Raw genomic sequence first — 18044 nt, 5'->3', positions numbered from 1 at the left:
CTGCACGTCGCGTTCGCGGTGACGACCGCGAGCAAACTGCTCTGGCCTTCGGCACCGACGGCTCCCGATCAACCAGCGAAAGCACCGTCTCAGCAGCACCGCCGAACAGGTACTCCCGCCGCTCCCACCCGCAAAGGCGTACAGCACGGTCTCGTTTCCAGCTCCCACCGAAACTCGTCGGTGGCGTCAATTCGAAGACTGTCCCACATCCGGTCATCGGCGGGCAGTTCGCGGCGCCGCCTTCCGAGGTTGTCCCGTACAACGCACCATTGGCGTCGATCAGCAGGTCCGCATACGGCGTTCCACCGTCGCTTCCTCCACTGAAAGAGTAAGGAACACACTCGCTATCCGCCCACGCGCGCGACGCGATTCCGATCGTCGCAGTGCATAGCAGCGCGAGCGCGAGAGCGAAGGTGCGCCGGCGCTTCTGAGCAGAACTCTTTTTCGTCGTCGGACCGCACATCGGACGGCCCCCCTTTGGCAGTCCCTCGCGTCCTATTGATTCAGGTTGACGCTCTCCAGCGCATTTATCCCACTGTATCGACCTATATAGCCTGATTGCACGCCCGTGACAACAGTCAAATTCGGCAGTTTCACCTTGCAAATCCAGACTCGACTGGCGTATTCCTACCCGTGCTCGGCGGCTCGACCATAAGCAGAATTCGCAGGCGCGTCAGGGCCGACGCATTTCCCGCCCGCGCCGCAACTGGAGCTTCTTTCCGTGCTCCGCTGGAGGTAGACGATGGAGGGCTCTCGCGACCTTGGTTCGCTAATCGGGCGGGTGATGCTCGCGCTGATCTTCGTGATGTCCGGGCTCTCGAAGGTCACCGGGCTTACCGGAACCGCCGGCTATATGGCAAGTGCGGGGATTCCGCACAGCCTGGTCTATCCCGGGCTGCTGCTGAGCATCGCGGTTGAACTGGGTTGCGGGCTATTAGTTGTAGTTGGCTTCAAGGCCCGCCTCGCCGCTCTCGCAATTTTTCTCTGGTTGATCCCGGTGACGATTCTTTTCCACTTCATCCCCTACCGCGACGCCTCCGCGCAGGGCAAAGCGATGGAAGCGCTGATCAACATGATCATGATGATGAAGAATCTCTCGATGATGGGCGGACTGCTGCTGGTCGCCAGCATGGGTCCTGGGGGTTACAGCATCGACGGCGATAAATAAAGGGAAGTGAGCGTTCGGCCGCGGTGAGGCCGGGGCCGGAATAAGCGCCGGACGCGCTCATAAGCGTCCGGCGCTTTCACTTGTGAGGGGAGGGAAAAGCTTACTTCGACGCGGCGGCGCCGGCAGCCGGCTTAATCAGGCTTTGGAGTTCGCCGTTCTCGTACAGTTCGCGCACGATATCACAGCCGCCGACGAACTTGCCCTCAATGTAGAGCTGGGGAATCGTCGGCCAGTTGCTGTGGACCTTGATCTGATCGCGCAACTCCGGATCGCTCAGCACGTCGACGGTGCCATAGGGCACGCCAAGCTGATCGAGCACCGCCACCGTCGCCGCGGAAAATCCGCATTGTGGGAAGTTCCGGTTCCCTTTCATGAACAGGCAGATCTTGTTTTCATTGAGCGCCGACTGAATCCGCTCGATTGCATTCGACATATCGCGTCGCTACCTCCGATTTTGATGTTGCGCAGGAGTGAGGGTTTTCAGCGCAAGGGCATGAACCCGCTCGCGCATCGCTTCGCCCAGCGCTCCATAGACCAATTGATGACGTTCGACCAGGCCGCGCCCCTCGAACTGCGCGCTTACCACAAGCGCCTGAAAATGATCGCCGCCGCCGGTTGTGTCCTGAACTTCAACCAGCGCGCCGGGCAGCCCGCCCTCGATCATTCGCTTAACTTCAGCCGCGTCCATAGTCGGGCTATCTTAGCGCAGGCGGCCCAATCAATGCCACCCGCCTCTTCCCGCGGTCGACCCGGAATCTACGAGGCGGATGGACAACGAGCACCGCCCGCTAATATCGATCAATGGCGCGACTCTCGAACCCCCACTCGACAACCTCTAATCTCACGCAAGCAAGGCCTTAAGGGTTGTTCGACGCGGGCTCTGAGCGCTGCGCTCGCTTACAATCTCGAGAATCGACGTAGCCGCCGAGCTGAGCTTCTCGTCCAACGTAGCTGGTGGCTGACGCGCCGCTTGCGCGGATTTCTTCAGCATCACCTGACGGATCGCTGTCAGCAACGTCAGCTTCTTGACCGGCTTGGCGACGTGCAAGTCGCAGCCCGCCTCAAATGCGTCGTCGATCGCCTCGCCCACGGCGGACGCTGTCAGGGCGATTATAGGGATCGGCCCTTGCCGGCAGCAGGTCGCACGCCGCTCGAGCTCGCGGATCGCGCGCGTCGCCGCATAACCGTCCAGCTTCGGCATCTGAATATCCATCAGGACCAGATCGTAGTGATTCTGCTGGAACTTCTCGACCGCGGCGACGCCATCTGCGACTTCGTCGAGATGAAACTGGGTCTTCTCCAGGTATGCGGCAATCAGCAGACGGTTGTCCGGCGAGTCGTCGGCCAGCAGGATGCGCAGCGGCTTCATCCCGGCGACGGCAGTGCCGGCGCCGGCGCTAACCGCGACTTCGCGATCCTCGTCGTTGGCGTTGACGCTGGTCCCGCCCAACACTTGCCCTACCGCCTCCAGCAAATCGCGTGCGACTGGCGGCCGCCCGAACTCGGCGGTGAAGCTGAAGGTGCTGCCGCATCCAGGCTCGCTCACTACTTTGATCTCGCCGCGGTGCAATCCGACCAGCCGTTGCACGATCGCGAGGCCGAGCCCGGTGCCGCCAAACTTCCGCGTGGTGGACGAATCCGCCTGTGTAAAGGGGCTGAATATCGACTCGATCTGGTCGGCGGCGATCCCGATCCCGGTATCGGCGACGGAAAACTGCAGCACGACGGCGTTTGCTCCCACCGGCTGCCGGTTGGCGCGGTGCGGCGCTGGTTCGAGCGTCAGGACAATCTCGCCGCGCGCGGTGAACTTGATCGCGTTGCCGAGCAGATTGATCAGGATCTGGCGCAGCCGCAGCGGATCGCCGAGCACCTGCGCCGGGACGCCGGGCGCGACGCGTGCCGCCAGTTCGATCTGCTTCTGGTTGGCCCGCAGCGCCATCGTATCGACTACCCGGTTGATCACATCGTGCAGATCGAAGCTCACGCGTTCGAGCATCAGTTGGCCGCTCTCGACCTTGGCCAGATCGAGAATGTCATCGATCAAGTCGAGCAGGGCCGCGCCATTGTTACACACGATATCCAAATAGCGGCGCTGTTTGGGGTCGAGCGCGGTTTCCCCCAACAGGTCCGACATCCCCAGCACGGCGTTCATCGGGGTGCGAATTTCATGCGACATGCTCGACAGGAACTGCGACTTGGCCTTGGAGGCGGCGAGCGCCGCCTCGCGCGCCGCGATCAGCTCCTGCTCGGTCCGCTTCAACCGCTTGATTACCTGGCTATTGATCACCACACAGCGGCGCCCATCCAGCTCGACCAGCTCGCCCGAAACCAGCGCCGGGACCGTCCTCCCGCGCACACAGAAGGAGGTTTCCAAACTATGGACGTAACCTTTTCGTTGAGTCCGCGGACAAAATGACCGATTTGTTCGGTTTGCGTCCAAATGCCCAGTGCTTGAGGTGTTTGGCCGATCATCTCGGCGTGGCTGTAACCGCTGACCACACTCATCACGCGGTTAACTTCTCGATAGGTCAGCTCGGGGAAGATGTGGACGCTGATCGCGGTGGTGCAGGCGTCGAAAATGCGCTGGAAGCCCTGCGCCTGCTCAAGCTCCGCGCTCAGACGCACCCGCTCGGCGCGCAGGAGACAGATCTCCGCGGCAAGCTGCTCGTCCACGCGGCCGTCATCGGCGAAAGCGCATCCGACACTCTGGGATTCGGTCATTCCGATCACCGCTCCGGCAACTCGAGTTACGCGGCGGAAAGACTCGCCCGTACCCGGTAGCGCACCGCAAGAATGATGCCCTCCCGCGAAGCAGCTCTAGCGACACGCAGCGACGCAGGTCATCCCGATTTCAACCACGCGCTGTCGCATTGTTGGTCACTTGGGCTGGCCCGCGAGAGGCGCAGCGAGTTTGAAATCGGCGCGAAACAGACGGAAGATGGCCGACAGACTTAACCACCCTCGCCATTCAGGTGGCGGCGATCCTTTTCAGTCGCGTAGTTGAAAAAGGTCACGAAATGAACCGACGACAACAGATCCAATTGACCGCGGATGAGCAGAGCGAGTTTCTCCGGCAGCCGCGCAAGGCCGCGCTCGCGACGATCGGCAATGACGGCTTTCCGCACGTGGTCGCGATGAACTATCTCGCTAAAGATGGCTTCATCTATATGACCTCCTACGGCAAGGCGCAGAAAGTCCTTAATATCCGCCGCAATCCGAAGGTCGCAGTTATGGTCGAGAGCGGGCAGTCTTACGCCGAGCTGCGCGGCGTAATGATCCGCGGGATGTGCGAGCTGATCGAAGATGCGGAGGTCGTCGCCCGCACGATGCGCGAACTGGCCGGCGAGCAGCCTGGCGGCGCCGCGCCGCGAGCCGCCTCCGGCAGCGCGCCGAAACGCGTCCTGCTCAAGATCGTGCCGCAAAAAATCTCGAGTTGGGACCACGCCAAACTCGGCGGTAAATACTGAGAAACACTAGTGGAGCGCGGTTGCCGCGCGAAGCGAGCAGGCGAGTCCGCGAGCTGCGTACAGATTCAGAGCGAGAAAACTTTCTCCCGACGGGACTTGCTTTTTTGTCTTGTTGGAGTATTGCTCCACTCAACAGAGGCGATTGCCTCCAATGGCGCGAAATCATTTGGAGAAACTCTTTGGGCGCCGAGTTCCATAAACCGCGGGAGAGCTAGTGGAAATGACGACGAAGCAGAATCTCAAATATCAGTTGATCGCCGCCTCGAGTGGTTTTCTGTTCGAGGCTCTTTTTACGATCTTCTGGGGTGTCTTCGGACACAATCTGCCGCCGGCTTCGCCGAACCTGACCGGGCCGGAATTTGCCGGCTACTTTGCGCTCCATCATAACTCGATCCTTTTCGGCAACAGCATGGCCGCGCTGATAGCGGTGCTGTGGATTCCGTGGACCGCTCAGCTCACCGTCGTCATGCGGCGGATCGAGGGCTCGAGCCCGGTTCTGACGATCATTCAACTCAGCGGCGGCATACTGACCGCCTGGGTTCTGATGTTCTGTCCGGCGATCTGGGCCACTGCGGCTTTCCGCCCGGATATGGATCCGAACACGATTCGTACTCTCAACGACCTGGGTTTCATCCTGTTCAACATCACCTATGCGGTAACTTCGCTGCAGGCGATCGCCGCCGGTCTGGTCGGGCTAGCAGACCAGAGTGCGCGTCCGGTCTTTCCGCGTTGGGTAAGCGGTTGGGCGATATTCACGGGCCTCAGCTTTATTCCACTTACCGCGATGCCGTTCTTCAAGACGGGTCCGCTGGCGTGGAACGGCCTCATCTCGTTCTGGACACTGTTCGGAACCTATTTTATGTGGACGGCTTCGATGGGCTATTACATGATCAAGGATGCCCGCATAAGGCTGCACGAGGAGGGCGACGCCGAAGCGGTGCGCTCGCTAAAGCCGAGCCGCGCCGGCGCTGCCTGACGTCCCGATCTGTTCGAGGGTACTCAGTCCGGCGTAAACGCGGCCGTCGCCAGGGAATATCCCGCGGAGAGAAATAATCGCGGAGTTTGTTACCTTTGATCGCGCGCCGCCGACGTCCCGGCGATCCGGCCAAAGACCGCGCCCGACATCAGTCCCGAACCACCCGGATAGTTGTTGTGAAACAGGCCCCCGACCATCTCGCCACAGGCGTACAGTCCAGCGATCGGCTCCCAGTTGGTCGCGATCACTTGCGCGCGGTCGTTGATCTTCAACCCGCCGAACGAAAAAGTGATGCCGCCCGTGACCGGATAGGCGCAAAACGGCGGCGTCTCGAGCTTTTGCGCCCAGTTGGATTTGGGCAGCGATAATTCGCGCGTCGCCATGCCGTCGTGCTCGCCCGGATTAAAACGACCACGGCCAGCGGCAGCGTTGAATTCGTTGAGTGTCCGGAGCGCGGTCGCCTGATCGACGTCCAGCTTAGCGATCAGATCCTCCAGCCGCTCCGCGACGATCGGCTCGCTGGTCGCATAGCGGGGTTCGAGCAGCGCGGTCACTCTGGCGTCGAAGATTTGCCAGGCCACGCCGCCGGGCTGATTCAGAATCGCTCCGCCGAATTTGGCGTAGGTGAACAGCGCCTGATCTTCGCCCTCATCGACGAAGCGTAGGCCGTCACGATTGATCATCACACCATACAGATACGATAGGCGGTTGGTCTTGTCGGTGAGCTGACGATCGCCGAAGGCGGGTGCCGCGGCATTGATCGGCGTCGCGTGGCATCCGCTCCACTGTCCCCACGGCATCGCACCGATCTCCAGCGCCATCCGCAAGCCGTCACCCTGATTGTGCGGGGTGCCGCGCACCTTCGCATGATCCCACGGGCGGCCGAGGTATTGCGCGCGCCACGCCATGTTCGCCTCGAAGCCGCCGCATCCCAGCACGACGGCGCGCGCGGCAACTTCCTGAAGTCCGGCGGGATCCCGGATGACCACGCCGCAGACGCGGCCGCGGCTGTCGAGCATCAACCGGATCGCGCCGCTCCGATAGCGGACTTCGATGCCGCTTTTTCCGGCGCGCGCAAACCACATCCGTGACAGCCCGACGCCTTCATTCGCGGCGCGCAGAATTGCGCCTTTCGGCCATTTGATCGCGCCGCCAACCCGCACCGCGCCGAGCGAGATGGCGGGCTCAAAACGGATGCCGTTTTCCGCCATCCACAAGGCGGTCGGGTAGGATTGCGAAATGAGGGTTTCCGCGAGCTCGGGATCAGTCCGATCGCTGGTCATACGGCGCAGGTCGGCCCAGAAAGCCTCCTGTGGATAAGCTTCGAGCCCCTCGATGAAGCCCGGCAACTCATCTGCCTGCGGCGCCAGGCGGAGAATCTCGGCGGCCTGGTTGAAAGCGATGCGCAGCAGGCCGCCGCTGTAATAGGTATTGCCCCCGCGCAACTCCTCTGCAGCCTTCTCGAGCACGAGCACCTTCGCAGCGCCCGCTTCGCACGCTGCGACCGCTGCCGAGAGCGCGGCGTTACCGGCGCCAACCACGATCACATCATAAGCTGCCACGCACCCTCCGAGCGCGTCGCGCGCGACTCAGAATATCGCGCTGACGCCGCATCAAATATCGCACAACCACAACGCGACAAAAATGCTCTACGCGCGTTTGATACACCGGCTTGACCGCTCGGCGTGCAGGATGGAACTTTGGATTCATGACGACCGCGTATGACGTGATCGTAGTGGGCGGCGGCAACGCGGCACTGTGCGCAGCGCTCGCGGCGCGCGAGAGTGGCGCTTCGGTTCTGATCCTGGAGGCTGCGCCGGAGGCCGAGCGCGGCGGCAACTCGCGCTTCACCGCGGGCGCGATGCGGGTCGCATACAACGGTGTCGAGGACTTGACGCGCCTGATGCCGGATCTGAGCGACGAGGAAAAATCTCAGACCGACTTCGGCGCCTATCCACAGGATCAGTTCTACGACGATCTCTGTCGCGTCACGCAGTATCGGACCGACCCGCAACTCGCGGAGACCTTAGTAACGCAGAGCTTCGACACGATGCTCTGGATGCGCGCGCGCGGAATCCGTTTTGTCCCGATTTATGGACGGCAGGCCTTCAAGGTCGATGGGCGTTTCAAGTTCTGGGGCGGCCTGACGGTCGAGGCTTGGGGCGGTGGCCCCGGACTGGTTGATTCGCTTTACGCGATCGCGGCCCGCGCCGGAATCGCAGTGCTTTACGCCAGCCGCGCGCGCGAGCTGATGATCTCCGATAACGGCGTCCGTGGCGTCGCTATACGCATGCAAGGCCGCGCGGCCGTGCTTGACGCGCGCGCCGTCGTCCTCGCTTCCGGCGGCTTCGAGGCCAACGCTGAGTGGCGCACGCGCTATCTCGGCCCGGGCTGGGACCTCGCGAAAGTGCGTGGCACCCGTTTCAACACCGGCGACGGTATCGCGATGGCGCTCGCGGCCGCGGCGATGCCGGCCGGCAACTGGTCCGGATGCCATGCCGTGGGCTGGGATCGCAACGCGCCGGAGTTTGGCGATCTCAGCGTCGGCGACGGCTTTCAGAAGCACAGCTATCCCTTCGGCATCATGGTGAATGCGCTGGGGCGACGCTTCGTCGATGAGGGCGCGGACTTCCGCAACTACACCTACGCGAAATACGGCCGCGCGATCCTCGAGCAGCCCGCCCAGTTCGCCTGGCAGATTTTCGATCATAAGGTGACCCATCTGCTGCGCGACGAATACCGGCTCAAACGGGTGACCCGGGTCAGCGCGGAAACCCTCGAGGCGCTCGCACGCAAACTCGAAGACGTCGACGGTCCAGGATTTCTCGCCGAGGTCGGAGCCTATAATTCCGCGGTGCGCACGGAGGTTCCGTTCAATCCGAACATCAAGGACGGACGCTGCACGCGCGGCCTCACGCTCGAAAAAAGCAACTGGGCGAATACGCTCGACACGCCGCCTTTCGAGGCTTACGCCGTCACCTGCGGCATCACCTTCACCTTCGGCGGCCTGCGGATTGATGAAGACGGCGCGGTGATCAATACCGACGGCGTCCCGATTCGCGGGCTGTACGCCGCGGGCGAACTCGTCGGCGGCCTCTTCTACTTTAACTATCCAGGCGGGACCGGATTGATGTCCGGCTCCGTATTCGGCCGGCTCGCCGGAACCGCGGCTGGCCGCGCCGCGCTACGCTGATCAAGAATTTTGACGCAGCTCCGGGGGGCGGCGGAGTCTGCGACGCGCGGCCAAGATAAAGACTCGCCTGATCGGACGCTATCTGAACGCACCTCGCGCACTCGTTTGCTCGTTTCGCTTCGCTTCCCTAGGGGCCGGCAACCGCGCTCCGCTGATCAAGAATTTTGACGCAGCTCGCAGACTCGCCTGCTCGCTCCGCTCGGCAACCGCGCTCCGCTAGTGTTTAGCTCATCACTTCGCGGGCGGCGAAAGCCTCCGCGATACCGCGCTCTTCGGGCGCGAAGTCGAGCTTGTCCATCCCCAGGTACTTGTTGCTCTTGTTGCGCGCGAGTTCTTCTGGCGTAGCGTCGCGATAAACTTCGAGCTGGTTGCCGTCGGGATCGCGGAAATAGATGCTTCGCGTGATCCCGTGGTCAACCGTGAAGTTGATCGTCGCGTCATTCGCCTTGAGTTCCTTGTAGGCGGCCTGCAGATGAGCTTCGTCGCGCAGCCGAAAGGCGATATGCACCAGGCCGATCTGATTGGGCTGATTGCCCATGGCGTCCGCCCCGACTTCAACGCAGGCAATCTCATGATGGTCGCGGCCGTTGCTGGCGAAAAACGCCATCTTGAGCTGCGGCAGCTCCATCATCTGCTGTAGGCCCAGGACCTCGGTGTAGAACTTCTTCGACCGCTCGATGTCGCGAACTTTGATCACGACGTGGCCGATTCGATCAGGTTTGATCATTGGATTACCTCCCGCAGAGGTGCATCACTGCGTTGTGGATTCTTACTCCCACGACGGGATTTTGTCGATACTAATCAGTACAGCCGGGGGCCGACGAAAACTCCGTCGATGGCATGCTTGGTGCGGTAGACGGCCTTCTCCGGCAGCGCCAACAGCCGCTCGGCGAGACGGCGGGTCGCGTTCATCAACTCCGCCGCCGGCGTGACTTCGTTGACCAGACCCATCGTCAACAGTTCGGACGCCGTGTAGCGGCGACAGAGAATCATCGCCTCCTTGGCGCGCCACGGTCCCAGTCGTTTCGCCAATACTTCTGCGGGGCCGCCCCTGAAGGGCACGCCAAGTTCCACTTCGGGCACCCAGAATTGCGCGCCTTCCGCCGCGATCAGGAAATCCAGCCCCGCCGCTAACGCCCATCCCCCGCCGACTGCATAGCCGTTGACCGCGCCGATCGTCATGCAGTCGAGCCGCAGGATGGTGTCGAAAATACGCCCGATCACTCGCGGCGCTTGTCCGCTGCGCGAGGCGAACTGGCGCACACGCTCGGCCGGGTCAGTAATCCCTTTGAAGCTCGACATATCGGCGCCGGCCGAAAAAGCTGCGCCCGTGCCGGTGACGATCATCACCCGAGTCTCACGATTCGCGCGCACGCGAAAAATCAAATCCTCCAACTCGCCCAGCACTTCGAGATTCAGGCAGTTGCGCCGCTCGGGACGATTGAAGGTGATGACCGTGACCGGCCCGTCCTGTTCGAAGCGAAAATTATCCGGCATCGCGATTACCTCGACCAGAGTTACTCCAGGAAGAATCCATTGATCTGCGCCTTCGCCTGCACAATCGCCGCGTGGTTTTTCGCCGCCAGACTGCGCGCCAGCTCAAGCGCGACCGGCATCAGCTCTTCGCGCTTGACCACGCGATTCAACAGTCCCCATTGATAAAGCTCGTCAGCCTTGAAGTGACGGCAGGTAAAGGTGATCTCCTTGGCGCGCGCGGCGCCGACGTGAGCCGCCATCCATTGCTCGGGTCCGCGCGGTCCGGGCGCGCCCAGATCGACCTCCGGCAGCCAGAATTCGGCACCCTCGACGGCGATCCGCAGATCGCACGCGAGCGCGAGAAACCATCCGCCGCCGACCGCGAATCCGTTGACCGCCGAGACCGTCGGCAGCTCGATATCCTTCAGCATCGCCAAGGTGCGGCGCAAAACCTGCCGCGCCCGCGGCGAGGCTGTGCTGAACAGCCGATGGCGCTCCGCCGGATCACTGACGCCCTTGAGCCGCGAGATGTCCGCGCCGGCGCAAAAGGCGCGCCCCGTGCCGGTAATCAACAGTGCGCGCACGTCGGCATCGCTGCGCACCGCGATAAGGTTAGCTTCGAGCTCTGCAATACTGTGCTCATTCAGCGGGTTGCGCTTCTCGTCGCGATCAAAAGTCAGGGTCGCGACACCGTCCTGCTTTTCCAGCTTGAAATACTCGTTCATCTTGGGCCTCCCGAATCCGCCTTGCGCCGCGCCGGCGCAGCGTTTCAAATCACGCCGTCCCGCCGCAGTTCGAGGATCTCCACCCGCGCCACTCCCAGCTCCGTCAGAATGTCGTCGGTATCTTCGCCGAGCGCCGGCACTCTCAGTTTGTCGCTTGCCCCGGCCTCACCCGACAGCTTGATCGCCGACCCGAGCACATTGACTTCGCCGTGACCGGCAAACTCGCCGATGCGCAAAAGACCGCGCAACTTGAGTTCTTCATCGGTCGCGACCTCGGTGATCGTCCGGACCGGCGCGCACGGGATACCGTGCTCGATCAGAAGATCGACCAGCTCGTCACGTTTGCGCGGCGCCACCCAGGCGCCGACGAGCTCATCGACTTCGTCGATAATCTGGTAGCGCCCCTGGTGGTCACAGTAGCGCGGTTCATCGAGCAGATCCGCGCGGTCCATCAGGCGGGCAAAGCGCCGCCAATGATCTTCGGTCAGGCAGTAGATCAGGATTTCGCCGTCCGCGGCCGCGTAGGTATTCGACGGGCACGCGCTCGGATGCCGATTCGCCAGGCGCGGCAGCGGATTCCCATCGAGCGCGCTGGCGATCATGCCGTTGACCGCCGGTACGCAGACATCGAGCATCGCGACTTCGACCTTGCGGCCGCGGCTGCTGCGTCCGCGCTCAATCAGCGCGGCCATGATGCCGGCCACCAGATGCATCCCCGCGCTGGTATCGATCAGCGCCGCCGTCGCGCGGACGCCCGGCCGATCGGCGTATCCGGTCATATCGATGATCCCCGACGCTGCCTGCACGGTGAAGTCCATCGCACCAAGGTTCGCCCAGCGGCTGTCGGCGCCGTAGCCCTTGCACGACGCATAGATCAGCCGCGGAAACCGCGCCGCCAGATCGTCGTAGCTGAAGCCCAGCCGCTCAAGGACGCCTGCCGCGTAGTTCTCGACGAGCACATCCGCGCCGGCGAGCAGACGGAGCAGCAGTTCGCGTCCGCGCGGCGCTTTGAGATTCAGCGTCACCGACTTCTTACCCGGGTTGAGCATCAGGAAACCCGCGTTGGCGCCGTGCGCATTCGGCGGACGCATCCGCAGAAATTCGCCCTCGCCCGGCGGCTCGATCTTGATCACCTCGGCGCCGAAATGCGCAAGCTGGAGGCCGCAGTAGGGCCCCGCGTAAATCTGCGCAACCTCGATAACCCGCAGTCCTTCGAGCGGCCTGCTCACGCGCGGTACTTGGCGATCACTTCGCGGCTGAAATCCTCGATCATCTCGCGTCCGAAGGGCGGCACCACCTGGATCGCGATCTGCTTGACGCCCGCCGCTTCGAGCGCCTTGACCCTCGCCCGCAGCTCCTCGCCGCGTCCCGTCAGCGTCATCGTCCCGAGCAAATCCGCATTGGCGAATTTTTCCTCGCCGGGCCGCATATAGATGAGATGGCCCTCGTGCATTTCGAGGTAGCGCTTGGACGCCGGCGTCTTCATCGTCGGAATATGCTCATCGCGATAGCGCTCCCAGAGCTTGAGCAGCGGCCCCTGCAGGCCGCTCGCGACCGCCGACGCCTCCCACAGCGCATGCAGAAAGACCATCGCGAACGGCCCCATCCGCTCCACCACGCGCGGCGAATCGGCCTTTTCCCCGTCGCGCAGCACGCAGCCCGAAGTCAAAATCGCGTTTGGCAGATGATCGAATGAACGGCCCGCGCGCTGCGCTCCGCGCTTGACTGACTCATATTTTTGTTTGAAGCGCTCCGCATCCGACAGCACGGTCAACCAGCCGTCTGCGATCTCACCGGTCAACTCGAGCGCCTTCGGCCCGTCCGCAGCGAGATGAATCGGAATCGGATCCTTCAGATTGATATAGCCGTGGTCCTGATGGAGGAACCGAATCGGCTGCTCGCGCTTGCCCTCGTGATAGATCACCTCTTCGCCGCGCAGCAGCTTGCGCACCATCGCGACGTACTCGCGAATCCGTTCGAGCCGCACCGGCGGCAACCCCATCGTATTGCGCCCGGTGAAGCCGCTGCCGATCCCGAGCACCGTGCGGCCCGGCGCCAGCAGATTGATGGTCGCGATCGAATGCGCTGTCACCGGCTCGATCCGGTTCGACGGAATCGCCACGCCGGTCGCGAGTTTGATCCGTTTCGTGCGCTCGGCCGCCAGCGCCATGCAGACGTACACGTCGCTGTAGATCATCTGCGAATCGTAGAACCAGCATTGCGTGAAGCCGTGATCCTCGGCGACTACGAGGTCCTTCCAGGCGTCCGGGCGAGCCGGATAAGAAAGCGCAAATTCCATCGGGATACTCCATGCTGCTTGCGCAGTGATGGACCTTCATTCCGCGTCGCGACGCCGATGTCAAGCGGCGCTATGTCAGGTGCACAAAAAACCGCCGGGCGAACTGCGAAGTCCGCCCCGCGTGGAGCATCTCTTATTTTAGCCGCGCCTCAGTGGGTGGCCGAATCCGCGAGGCGCGGCCAAGATAAGGACCCCGGATCCCAAGCTCTCTCGAAGCAAAAACGGGCAGCCCTCGTGAGACTGTCCGCCTGATGCGCCATTCCCTGCGGTCAGTGCAAGTTGTAGTAGCGCTTCGCGCCGCCACCCAGCACGTTCGCGAGCGTCTCGGGCTTGAGCCCCATCCGCTTGATCATGTTGGGCGCGTCGGGGAAGCCGTCGGCGTGCGGATAGTCCGTCGCCCACAAGATATTGTCCGAACCGATGTACTCGGCCAGATGCTTGAGAGAGCCTTCGACCGGCTCGAATGAGATGAAGCACTGCCGGCGGAACAGTTCGCTGGGCCGCATCGATAGTCCGGTGTCGTTCATCCCGATATCGTCGAAATGGCGGTCCATGCGATCGAGCCATCCGGCGATCCAACCGCCGCCCGATTCGAGAAACGCGATCCTCAGCCCAGGGAAACGATCGCAGACGCCGCACATGATCAGGCTCGCGGCTGCCGCCATCATCTCCATCGTATGCGCAACCAGGTGGCGCACGGCGAAGCCGCGCGTGAACCGATCGAACCCGATGGTCGGCTGGCCGCTCTCCGAGCCGCTGTGGATGCCGATCGAGAAATCGGCCTCCTGCGCCGCCTGCCACAACGGATCATAATCACGATCGTGCAGGGTGCGGCCATTGTAGGGATTCGGCCGGATAAAGCCCGCGCGAAAGTTCAGCTCTTTGACCGCGAATTGCAGCTCCTGCACCGCGTGCTCGATCGATTGCATCGGAATCATCGCCGCGCCGAACAACCGCTCCGGATAGGCCTTGCAGTAGTCCGCGAGCCAGCGGTTGTAGGCGCGGCAGACCGCCGCGGAAAACTCCGGCTCCTGGGTCGCGCCCATGAACAGCCCGAGGCTCGGGTAGAGAAACGCCGCGTCGATCCCCTCGGCGTCCATGTCCGGAATCCGCGCGTGCGGATCGAAACCGCCGCGCTTGCCCTCAAGATAAGGCATCAGCTTCGAGTTCATCGTGCCGCCGGCGCGCGCGCCGAAGTTACCCAGCGCGCCGAGCTTGACCGTGCGCTTCCCGCGCCCGAGGTCGATCGCGCGATCGCCTTCGATCCGCAGCAGCTCACCGCCGTCGTCGCTCATCAGCACTTTGGGGCAGACGTCGCGGAACTTGGGCTCGATATACTGTTCCCACAAATCCGGCGGCTCCAGGATGTGGCCGTCGGCGTCGATAACTTTGTAATCCATTCTGCTTCCTCGCCTCTGTCTACATTATGTAGGACGCCAGCTACTGCAGGTTATAGTACCGCTTGGCCCCGACCGCGAGGACGTTATGCAAGGTCGCCGGCGCCAGCCCCATCCGCTTGATCATCCCGGGCGCATCGGTGAAGCCGTCAAGATGCGGATAATCGGTCGCCCACAGGATATTCTCCGAGCCGATATACTCGGCCAGATGCTTGAGCGAGCCCTCGACTGGCTCGAACGAGATAAAGCATTGGCGGCGGAACAATTCACTCGGCCGCATCGAGAGATGCGTGTCGTTCATGCCGACGTCGTCGTAGTGCCGGTCCATCCGATCGAGCCATCCCGCCATCCAGCCGCCGCCCGATTCCAGGAAAGCGAACTTCACTTTAGGAAACCGATCGCAGACGCCGCACATGATCAGGCTGGTCGCCGCCGCAATCATCTCGAAGGTGTGCGCGACGACGTGGCGCACGGCCCCGCCGCGCGTGAAACGATCCATCGCGAGCGTCGGTTGGCCGCTCTCAGAGCCGCCGTGGATACCAATCGAGAAACCCAGCTCTTGCGCCTCGTTCCATAGCGGATCGTATTCGGGGTCGTGCAGCACACGGCCGTTGTAAGGATTCGGGCGGATGAAGCCGGCGCGGAACCCCAGTTCCTTTGCGGCGAAACGCATCTCCTGGACGGCGCCCTCGACCGATTGCATCGGCAACATCGCCGCACCGAACAGCCGCTCCGGATAGGGTTTGCAGTAGTCCGCGAGCCAGCGATTGTAGGCGCGGCAGACCGCCGCCGAGAATTCCGGATCTTTCGTCGCGCCCATGAACAGCCCGAGGCTCGGGTAGAGAAACGCCGCATCGATCCCCTCCGCGTCCATGTCGGGGATGCGCGCGTGCGGATCGAAGCCGCCCTTGCGCCCTTCGATGTACGGGATTCGCGGGTTGACCTTGCCCTCGCGCGCACCGATGGCGCCGGTCGCGCCGAAGCTTACCTTCTGCTTGCCGCGGCTCAGCGAGATCGCGTAATCGCCTTCAATCCGCAGGATCTCCTCGCCGTCCGCCAGCGTGATCAGCTTAGGGCAGCCTTCGCGATACTTGGGTTCGATATAGCGCTCCCACAAATCGGGGGGTTCGCAGATATGGCCGTCGGCGTCGATGACGTTATAGTCCAAGACGTTCACCTCGCATCCTGTGCGTTGAATTCTCGCCTGATCTAACCACAGTGGCGCTTATCCGTACAGCTTGCGCGGTCAGGGCGCTCGGCGGAAATGATCTGCGATCACTTCGGCGACGCAACAGGTCAGCTTGCGGGCATAGGGCACGTGCAGAAATTCGTTGGGACCGTGCGCGTTCGAGTGCGGCCCGAGCACGCCGCTGATCAGGAATTGCGCTTCGGGAAATTTTTCGCCCAACATGCTCATGAATGGGATCGTTCCACCGAGTCCCATGTAGGCCGCCGGCCGGCCGAACCAGCGCTGTGAACCCGCCTCGAGCGACTTCTCCAGCCACGGCGCGAGCGCCGGCGCATTCCATCCGCTGGCGCCCCAGTTACTGCTGAAACTCACCTTCGCGCCGTAAGGCGGATCCTTTTCGAGGGTCTCTTTCATACTGCGGTTCGCCTGCTTGGGGTCGCATCCGGGCGGAATCCGCAGCGATAGCTGAAGCGTCGTCGACGGCCGCAAAACATTGCCCGCGTTGCCGATCTGCGGAATCCCGTCGGCGCCGATAATCGACAGCGCCGGCCGCCAGTCGCGATTCAGGATTAACTCCGCGATGTCCTCCGACGCCGGCCGCGCCCCGTCGACGAACGGAAACTCCGCGCGGATCGAGTCCTTGAGAATCACCGCCGCCGTCTCCGCTTCCTTGATCCGCGCCGGCGGAATCGCGACGTGATATTCCTCAACCAGTATGCGGCCGGTCTTTTCATCCTCGATTCGGTTGAGCAACTGGCGCGCGATGCGGAAGCTGTCGGGCACGATCCCGCTCGCCCCTGAGTGAATCCCTTCGGTCAGCACTTCGACCTTGAGCGTCCCGCCAGCCAGCCCGCGCAGCGACGTCGTGCTCCAGAGCTGATCGTAATTCCCGCAGCCCGAATCGAGCCCGACGACCAAACTCGGCCGGCCGATCCGCTCGCCAAGCTCCCCGATATAATGCGGCAGGTCGAAGCTCCCACTCTCCTCGCAGGCTTCGATAATCACCACGCAACGCGCATGAGGCATCGCCGCGGCCTGCAGCGCGCCGATCGCGCCCAGGCAGGCGAACATCGCGTAGCCGTCATCCGCTGCGCCGCGTCCGTAGAGCCGATCGCCTTCGAGCGCCGGCTGCCACGGCCCCAGGCCGTCGCGCCACCCGGTCATCTCCGGCTGCTTGTCCAGATGGCCATACAGCAGCACGCTGTCGCCCGGGTCCGCCGCCGCGTCCCCCGCAATATCGATCAGAATCAGCGGCGTGCGCTTCTCGGTCCGCACGATCTCGAACTTCATCTGCCGGATCGGCTGCGCGCGCGCCCACGCCTCAAAGCGCGCAACCACCTGATCCATGTAGCCGTGCTCGCGCCACTCCTTGTCGAAGGCCGGCGACTTGTTCGGAATCCGGACGTACTCGATGAGTTCCGGCACGATCGATTCGCGCCACAGCCGATCAACGTAGTCGCCGATTACGCTCGCGTTCATGTCGGAAATCTACAGCGCTGGGCCCGCCGAGCAAAGCAGGTCGAGGTGCACCACAACCGACCCGACTGCGACGGCAAGATCAACCCGGCAGCGGGCAGACTCCTCCCCGTTCCAGTCCGAGCGCGCGGATCAGGCGCCCATACCCAACGAACGCGGTGATGCGAAATCCCAGGTCGATAATCTCGGTCTCCGTGAAATGTCGGCGCAATTCATCAAATAACGCTTCGGATGCCTGTGTGTGATCGCCAGCGAGCACTTCCGCGTACCAGACCGCGGCCTTCTCCGGCGCGGTCAGAATCTTGCTCTCGCGAAAATTACGCAACTCCGCGATTTGTTCTTCGGTCAGCCCTTGTCGCCTTGCCAAGGCGACACGCCCGTTCATTCAAAGCGCGCAGTCGTTCTTCTCCGCCACCTTGAGCCGCACCATCTCGGTCAACCGCATATCGAGACTACCGCGGGTCTCGAAGATGAGCGGAAAGTAGTAGCTTGCGAAGGACTTGAAGACCTCTGGGGCATGCGCGAATGCACGGACAAATTCCGAACCCGCATATTCCTTGTCGTAAGTCCTCATGATCTCCTGAAGTTCGGGAGCAACCTGCGGAAACGGGATCAGACTGACTTGGGCCATCTTCCTTTCCTCCCCTCGGATGCTGTGATTCGTGACCAACTGCTTGT

The 18044-nt window shown here is 62.6% G+C and carries 19 protein-coding genes; 4 read left to right on the top strand and 15 right to left on the bottom strand.

The genetic code is table 11. From position 1 onward, the window contains the following. Nucleotides 1–742: 742 nt before the first annotated feature. Nucleotides 743–1168, top strand: coding sequence for a DoxX family protein (locus tag VKS22_13915; GenBank protein ID HLW71705.1), 426 nt, complete (start codon nt 743–745; stop codon nt 1166–1168). A 100-nt stretch (nt 1169–1268) separates the two neighbouring features. Here the strand turns inward: VKS22_13915 and grxD are convergent, their stop codons facing one another. From grxD to VKS22_13895, 4 genes are all read right to left on the bottom strand, one after another. After that, nucleotides 1269–1601, bottom strand: a complete 333-nt coding sequence (gene grxD / locus VKS22_13910) for a Grx4 family monothiol glutaredoxin (protein HLW71704.1) — start codon at nt 1599–1601, stop codon at nt 1269–1271. 9 nt (nt 1602–1610) lie between these two features. Beyond that, nucleotides 1611–1856, bottom strand: coding sequence for a BolA/IbaG family iron-sulfur metabolism protein (locus VKS22_13905; protein HLW71703.1), 246 nt, complete (start codon nt 1854–1856; stop codon nt 1611–1613). 153 nt (nt 1857–2009) lie between these two features. After that, nucleotides 2010–3524, bottom strand: a complete 1515-nt coding sequence (locus VKS22_13900) for an ATP-binding protein (protein HLW71702.1) — start codon at nt 3522–3524, stop codon at nt 2010–2012. Continuing rightward, on the bottom strand, nt 3452–3889 hold the full coding sequence (locus tag VKS22_13895; protein ID HLW71701.1) for a hypothetical protein: 438 nt from the start codon (nt 3887–3889) through the stop codon (nt 3452–3454). Before VKS22_13895 ends, VKS22_13900 begins: the two co-directional genes overlap by 73 nt. A 296-nt stretch (nt 3890–4185) precedes the next feature. Between VKS22_13895 and VKS22_13890 the strand changes: the two genes are divergently transcribed. Together VKS22_13890 and VKS22_13885 are read left to right on the top strand one after the other, a co-directional pair. Continuing rightward, nucleotides 4186–4635, top strand: coding sequence for a pyridoxamine 5'-phosphate oxidase family protein (locus tag VKS22_13890; GenBank protein HLW71700.1), 450 nt, complete (start codon nt 4186–4188; stop codon nt 4633–4635). A 220-nt stretch (nt 4636–4855) separates the two neighbouring features. After that, nucleotides 4856–5611, top strand: a complete 756-nt coding sequence (locus tag VKS22_13885; protein ID HLW71699.1) for a hypothetical protein — start codon at nt 4856–4858, stop codon at nt 5609–5611. Nucleotides 5612–5700: 89 nt separating this feature from the next. On the opposite strand, the gene tcuA (VKS22_13880) is transcribed toward VKS22_13885, so the two are convergent. Next, on the bottom strand, nt 5701–7173 hold the full coding sequence (gene tcuA / locus VKS22_13880; protein ID HLW71698.1) for an FAD-dependent tricarballylate dehydrogenase TcuA: 1473 nt from the start codon (nt 7171–7173) through the stop codon (nt 5701–5703). Between the two features lie 146 nt (nt 7174–7319). Between tcuA (VKS22_13880) and tcuA (VKS22_13875) the strand changes: the two genes are divergently transcribed. Beyond that, on the top strand, nt 7320–8804 hold the full coding sequence (gene tcuA / locus VKS22_13875) for an FAD-dependent tricarballylate dehydrogenase TcuA (protein HLW71697.1): 1485 nt from the start codon (nt 7320–7322) through the stop codon (nt 8802–8804). Nucleotides 8805–9027: 223 nt separating this feature from the next. Here the strand turns inward: tcuA (VKS22_13875) and VKS22_13870 are convergent, their stop codons facing one another. The 10 genes from VKS22_13870 to VKS22_13825 all read right to left on the bottom strand — a co-directional run bounded on the left by VKS22_13870 (nt 9028) and on the right by VKS22_13825 (nt 17997). After that, nucleotides 9028–9531 carry a VOC family protein gene (locus VKS22_13870; GenBank protein HLW71696.1) on the bottom strand — a complete coding sequence of 168 codons (504 nt, stop codon included), beginning with the start codon at nt 9529–9531 and terminating at the stop codon, nt 9028–9030. Nucleotides 9532–9605: 74 nt separating this feature from the next. Further along, nucleotides 9606–10301, bottom strand: a complete 696-nt coding sequence (locus VKS22_13865; GenBank protein ID HLW71695.1) for an enoyl-CoA hydratase/isomerase family protein — start codon at nt 10299–10301, stop codon at nt 9606–9608. A gap of 20 nt (nt 10302–10321) precedes the next feature. Beyond that, nucleotides 10322–11005 (bottom strand): enoyl-CoA hydratase/isomerase family protein, encoded by a 684-nt coding sequence (locus VKS22_13860; protein HLW71694.1) that lies wholly within the window; start codon nt 11003–11005, stop codon nt 10322–10324. Nucleotides 11006–11049: 44 nt separating this feature from the next. Then, entirely contained in the window at nt 11050–12234 is a 1185-nt protein-coding gene (locus tag VKS22_13855; GenBank protein ID HLW71693.1) for a CoA transferase, read from the bottom strand. Continuing rightward, nucleotides 12231–13304 (bottom strand): LLM class flavin-dependent oxidoreductase, encoded by a 1074-nt coding sequence (locus VKS22_13850; protein HLW71692.1) that lies wholly within the window; start codon nt 13302–13304, stop codon nt 12231–12233. Before VKS22_13850 ends, VKS22_13855 begins: the two co-directional genes overlap by 4 nt. Nucleotides 13305–13573: 269 nt before the next feature. Beyond that, complete coding sequence (locus VKS22_13845; protein HLW71691.1) at nt 13574–14704, bottom strand: amidohydrolase family protein; 1131 nt, start codon at nt 14702–14704, stop codon at nt 13574–13576. A 40-nt stretch (nt 14705–14744) separates the two neighbouring features. Continuing rightward, nucleotides 14745–15878 (bottom strand): amidohydrolase family protein, encoded by a 1134-nt coding sequence (locus tag VKS22_13840; protein ID HLW71690.1) that lies wholly within the window; start codon nt 15876–15878, stop codon nt 14745–14747. Nucleotides 15879–15947: 69 nt separating this feature from the next. Continuing rightward, entirely contained in the window at nt 15948–17369 is a 1422-nt protein-coding gene (locus VKS22_13835) for a M20 family metallopeptidase (GenBank protein ID HLW71689.1), read from the bottom strand. A 79-nt stretch (nt 17370–17448) separates the two neighbouring features. After that, on the bottom strand, nt 17449–17733 hold the full coding sequence (locus VKS22_13830) for a hypothetical protein (GenBank protein ID HLW71688.1): 285 nt from the start codon (nt 17731–17733) through the stop codon (nt 17449–17451). Nucleotides 17734–17751: 18 nt separating this feature from the next. After that, on the bottom strand, nt 17752–17997 hold the full coding sequence (locus VKS22_13825; protein HLW71687.1) for a hypothetical protein: 246 nt from the start codon (nt 17995–17997) through the stop codon (nt 17752–17754). Nucleotides 17998–18044 lie beyond the last annotated feature (47 nt).

It is taken from the genome of Candidatus Binataceae bacterium, assembly GCA_035308025.1.
Lineage (GTDB): Bacteria > Desulfobacterota > Binatia > Binatales > Binataceae > JAJPHI01.
The sequence above is the reverse complement of the archived record's forward strand: the minus strand, read 5'-3'. Positions and strand labels throughout refer to the sequence as shown.

What these genes read in the sequence shown, in the direction of transcription:
- VKS22_13895 (HLW71701.1), bottom strand. Translation starts at nt 3,889, where the DNA reads ATGACCGAATCCCAGAGTGTCGGATGCGCTTTCGCCGATGACGGCCGC.
- tcuA (HLW71697.1), top strand. Translation starts at nt 7,320, where the DNA reads ATGACGACCGCGTATGACGTGATCGTAGTGGGCGGCGGCAACGCGGCA.
- VKS22_13850 (HLW71692.1), bottom strand. Translation starts at nt 13,304, where the DNA reads ATGGAATTTGCGCTTTCTTATCCGGCTCGCCCGGACGCCTGGAAGGAC.
- VKS22_13860 (HLW71694.1), bottom strand. Translation starts at nt 11,005, where the DNA reads ATGAACGAGTATTTCAAGCTGGAAAAGCAGGACGGTGTCGCGACCCTG.
- VKS22_13870 (HLW71696.1), bottom strand. Translation starts at nt 9,531, where the DNA reads ATGATCAAACCTGATCGAATCGGCCACGTCGTGATCAAAGTTCGCGAC.
- VKS22_13835 (HLW71689.1), bottom strand. Translation starts at nt 17,369, where the DNA reads ATGAACGCGAGCGTAATCGGCGACTACGTTGATCGGCTGTGGCGCGAA.
- grxD (HLW71704.1), bottom strand. Translation starts at nt 1,601, where the DNA reads ATGTCGAATGCAATCGAGCGGATTCAGTCGGCGCTCAATGAAAACAAG.
- VKS22_13890 (HLW71700.1), top strand. Translation starts at nt 4,186, where the DNA reads ATGAACCGACGACAACAGATCCAATTGACCGCGGATGAGCAGAGCGAG.
- VKS22_13905 (HLW71703.1), bottom strand. Translation starts at nt 1,856, where the DNA reads ATGGACGCGGCTGAAGTTAAGCGAATGATCGAGGGCGGGCTGCCCGGC.
- VKS22_13915 (HLW71705.1), top strand. Translation starts at nt 743, where the DNA reads ATGGAGGGCTCTCGCGACCTTGGTTCGCTAATCGGGCGGGTGATGCTC.
- VKS22_13885 (HLW71699.1), top strand. Translation starts at nt 4,856, where the DNA reads ATGACGACGAAGCAGAATCTCAAATATCAGTTGATCGCCGCCTCGAGT.
- VKS22_13845 (HLW71691.1), bottom strand. Translation starts at nt 14,704, where the DNA reads ATGGATTACAAAGTTATCGACGCCGACGGCCACATCCTGGAGCCGCCG.
- VKS22_13865 (HLW71695.1), bottom strand. Translation starts at nt 10,301, where the DNA reads ATGCCGGATAATTTTCGCTTCGAACAGGACGGGCCGGTCACGGTCATC.
- VKS22_13825 (HLW71687.1), bottom strand. Translation starts at nt 17,997, where the DNA reads ATGGCCCAAGTCAGTCTGATCCCGTTTCCGCAGGTTGCTCCCGAACTT.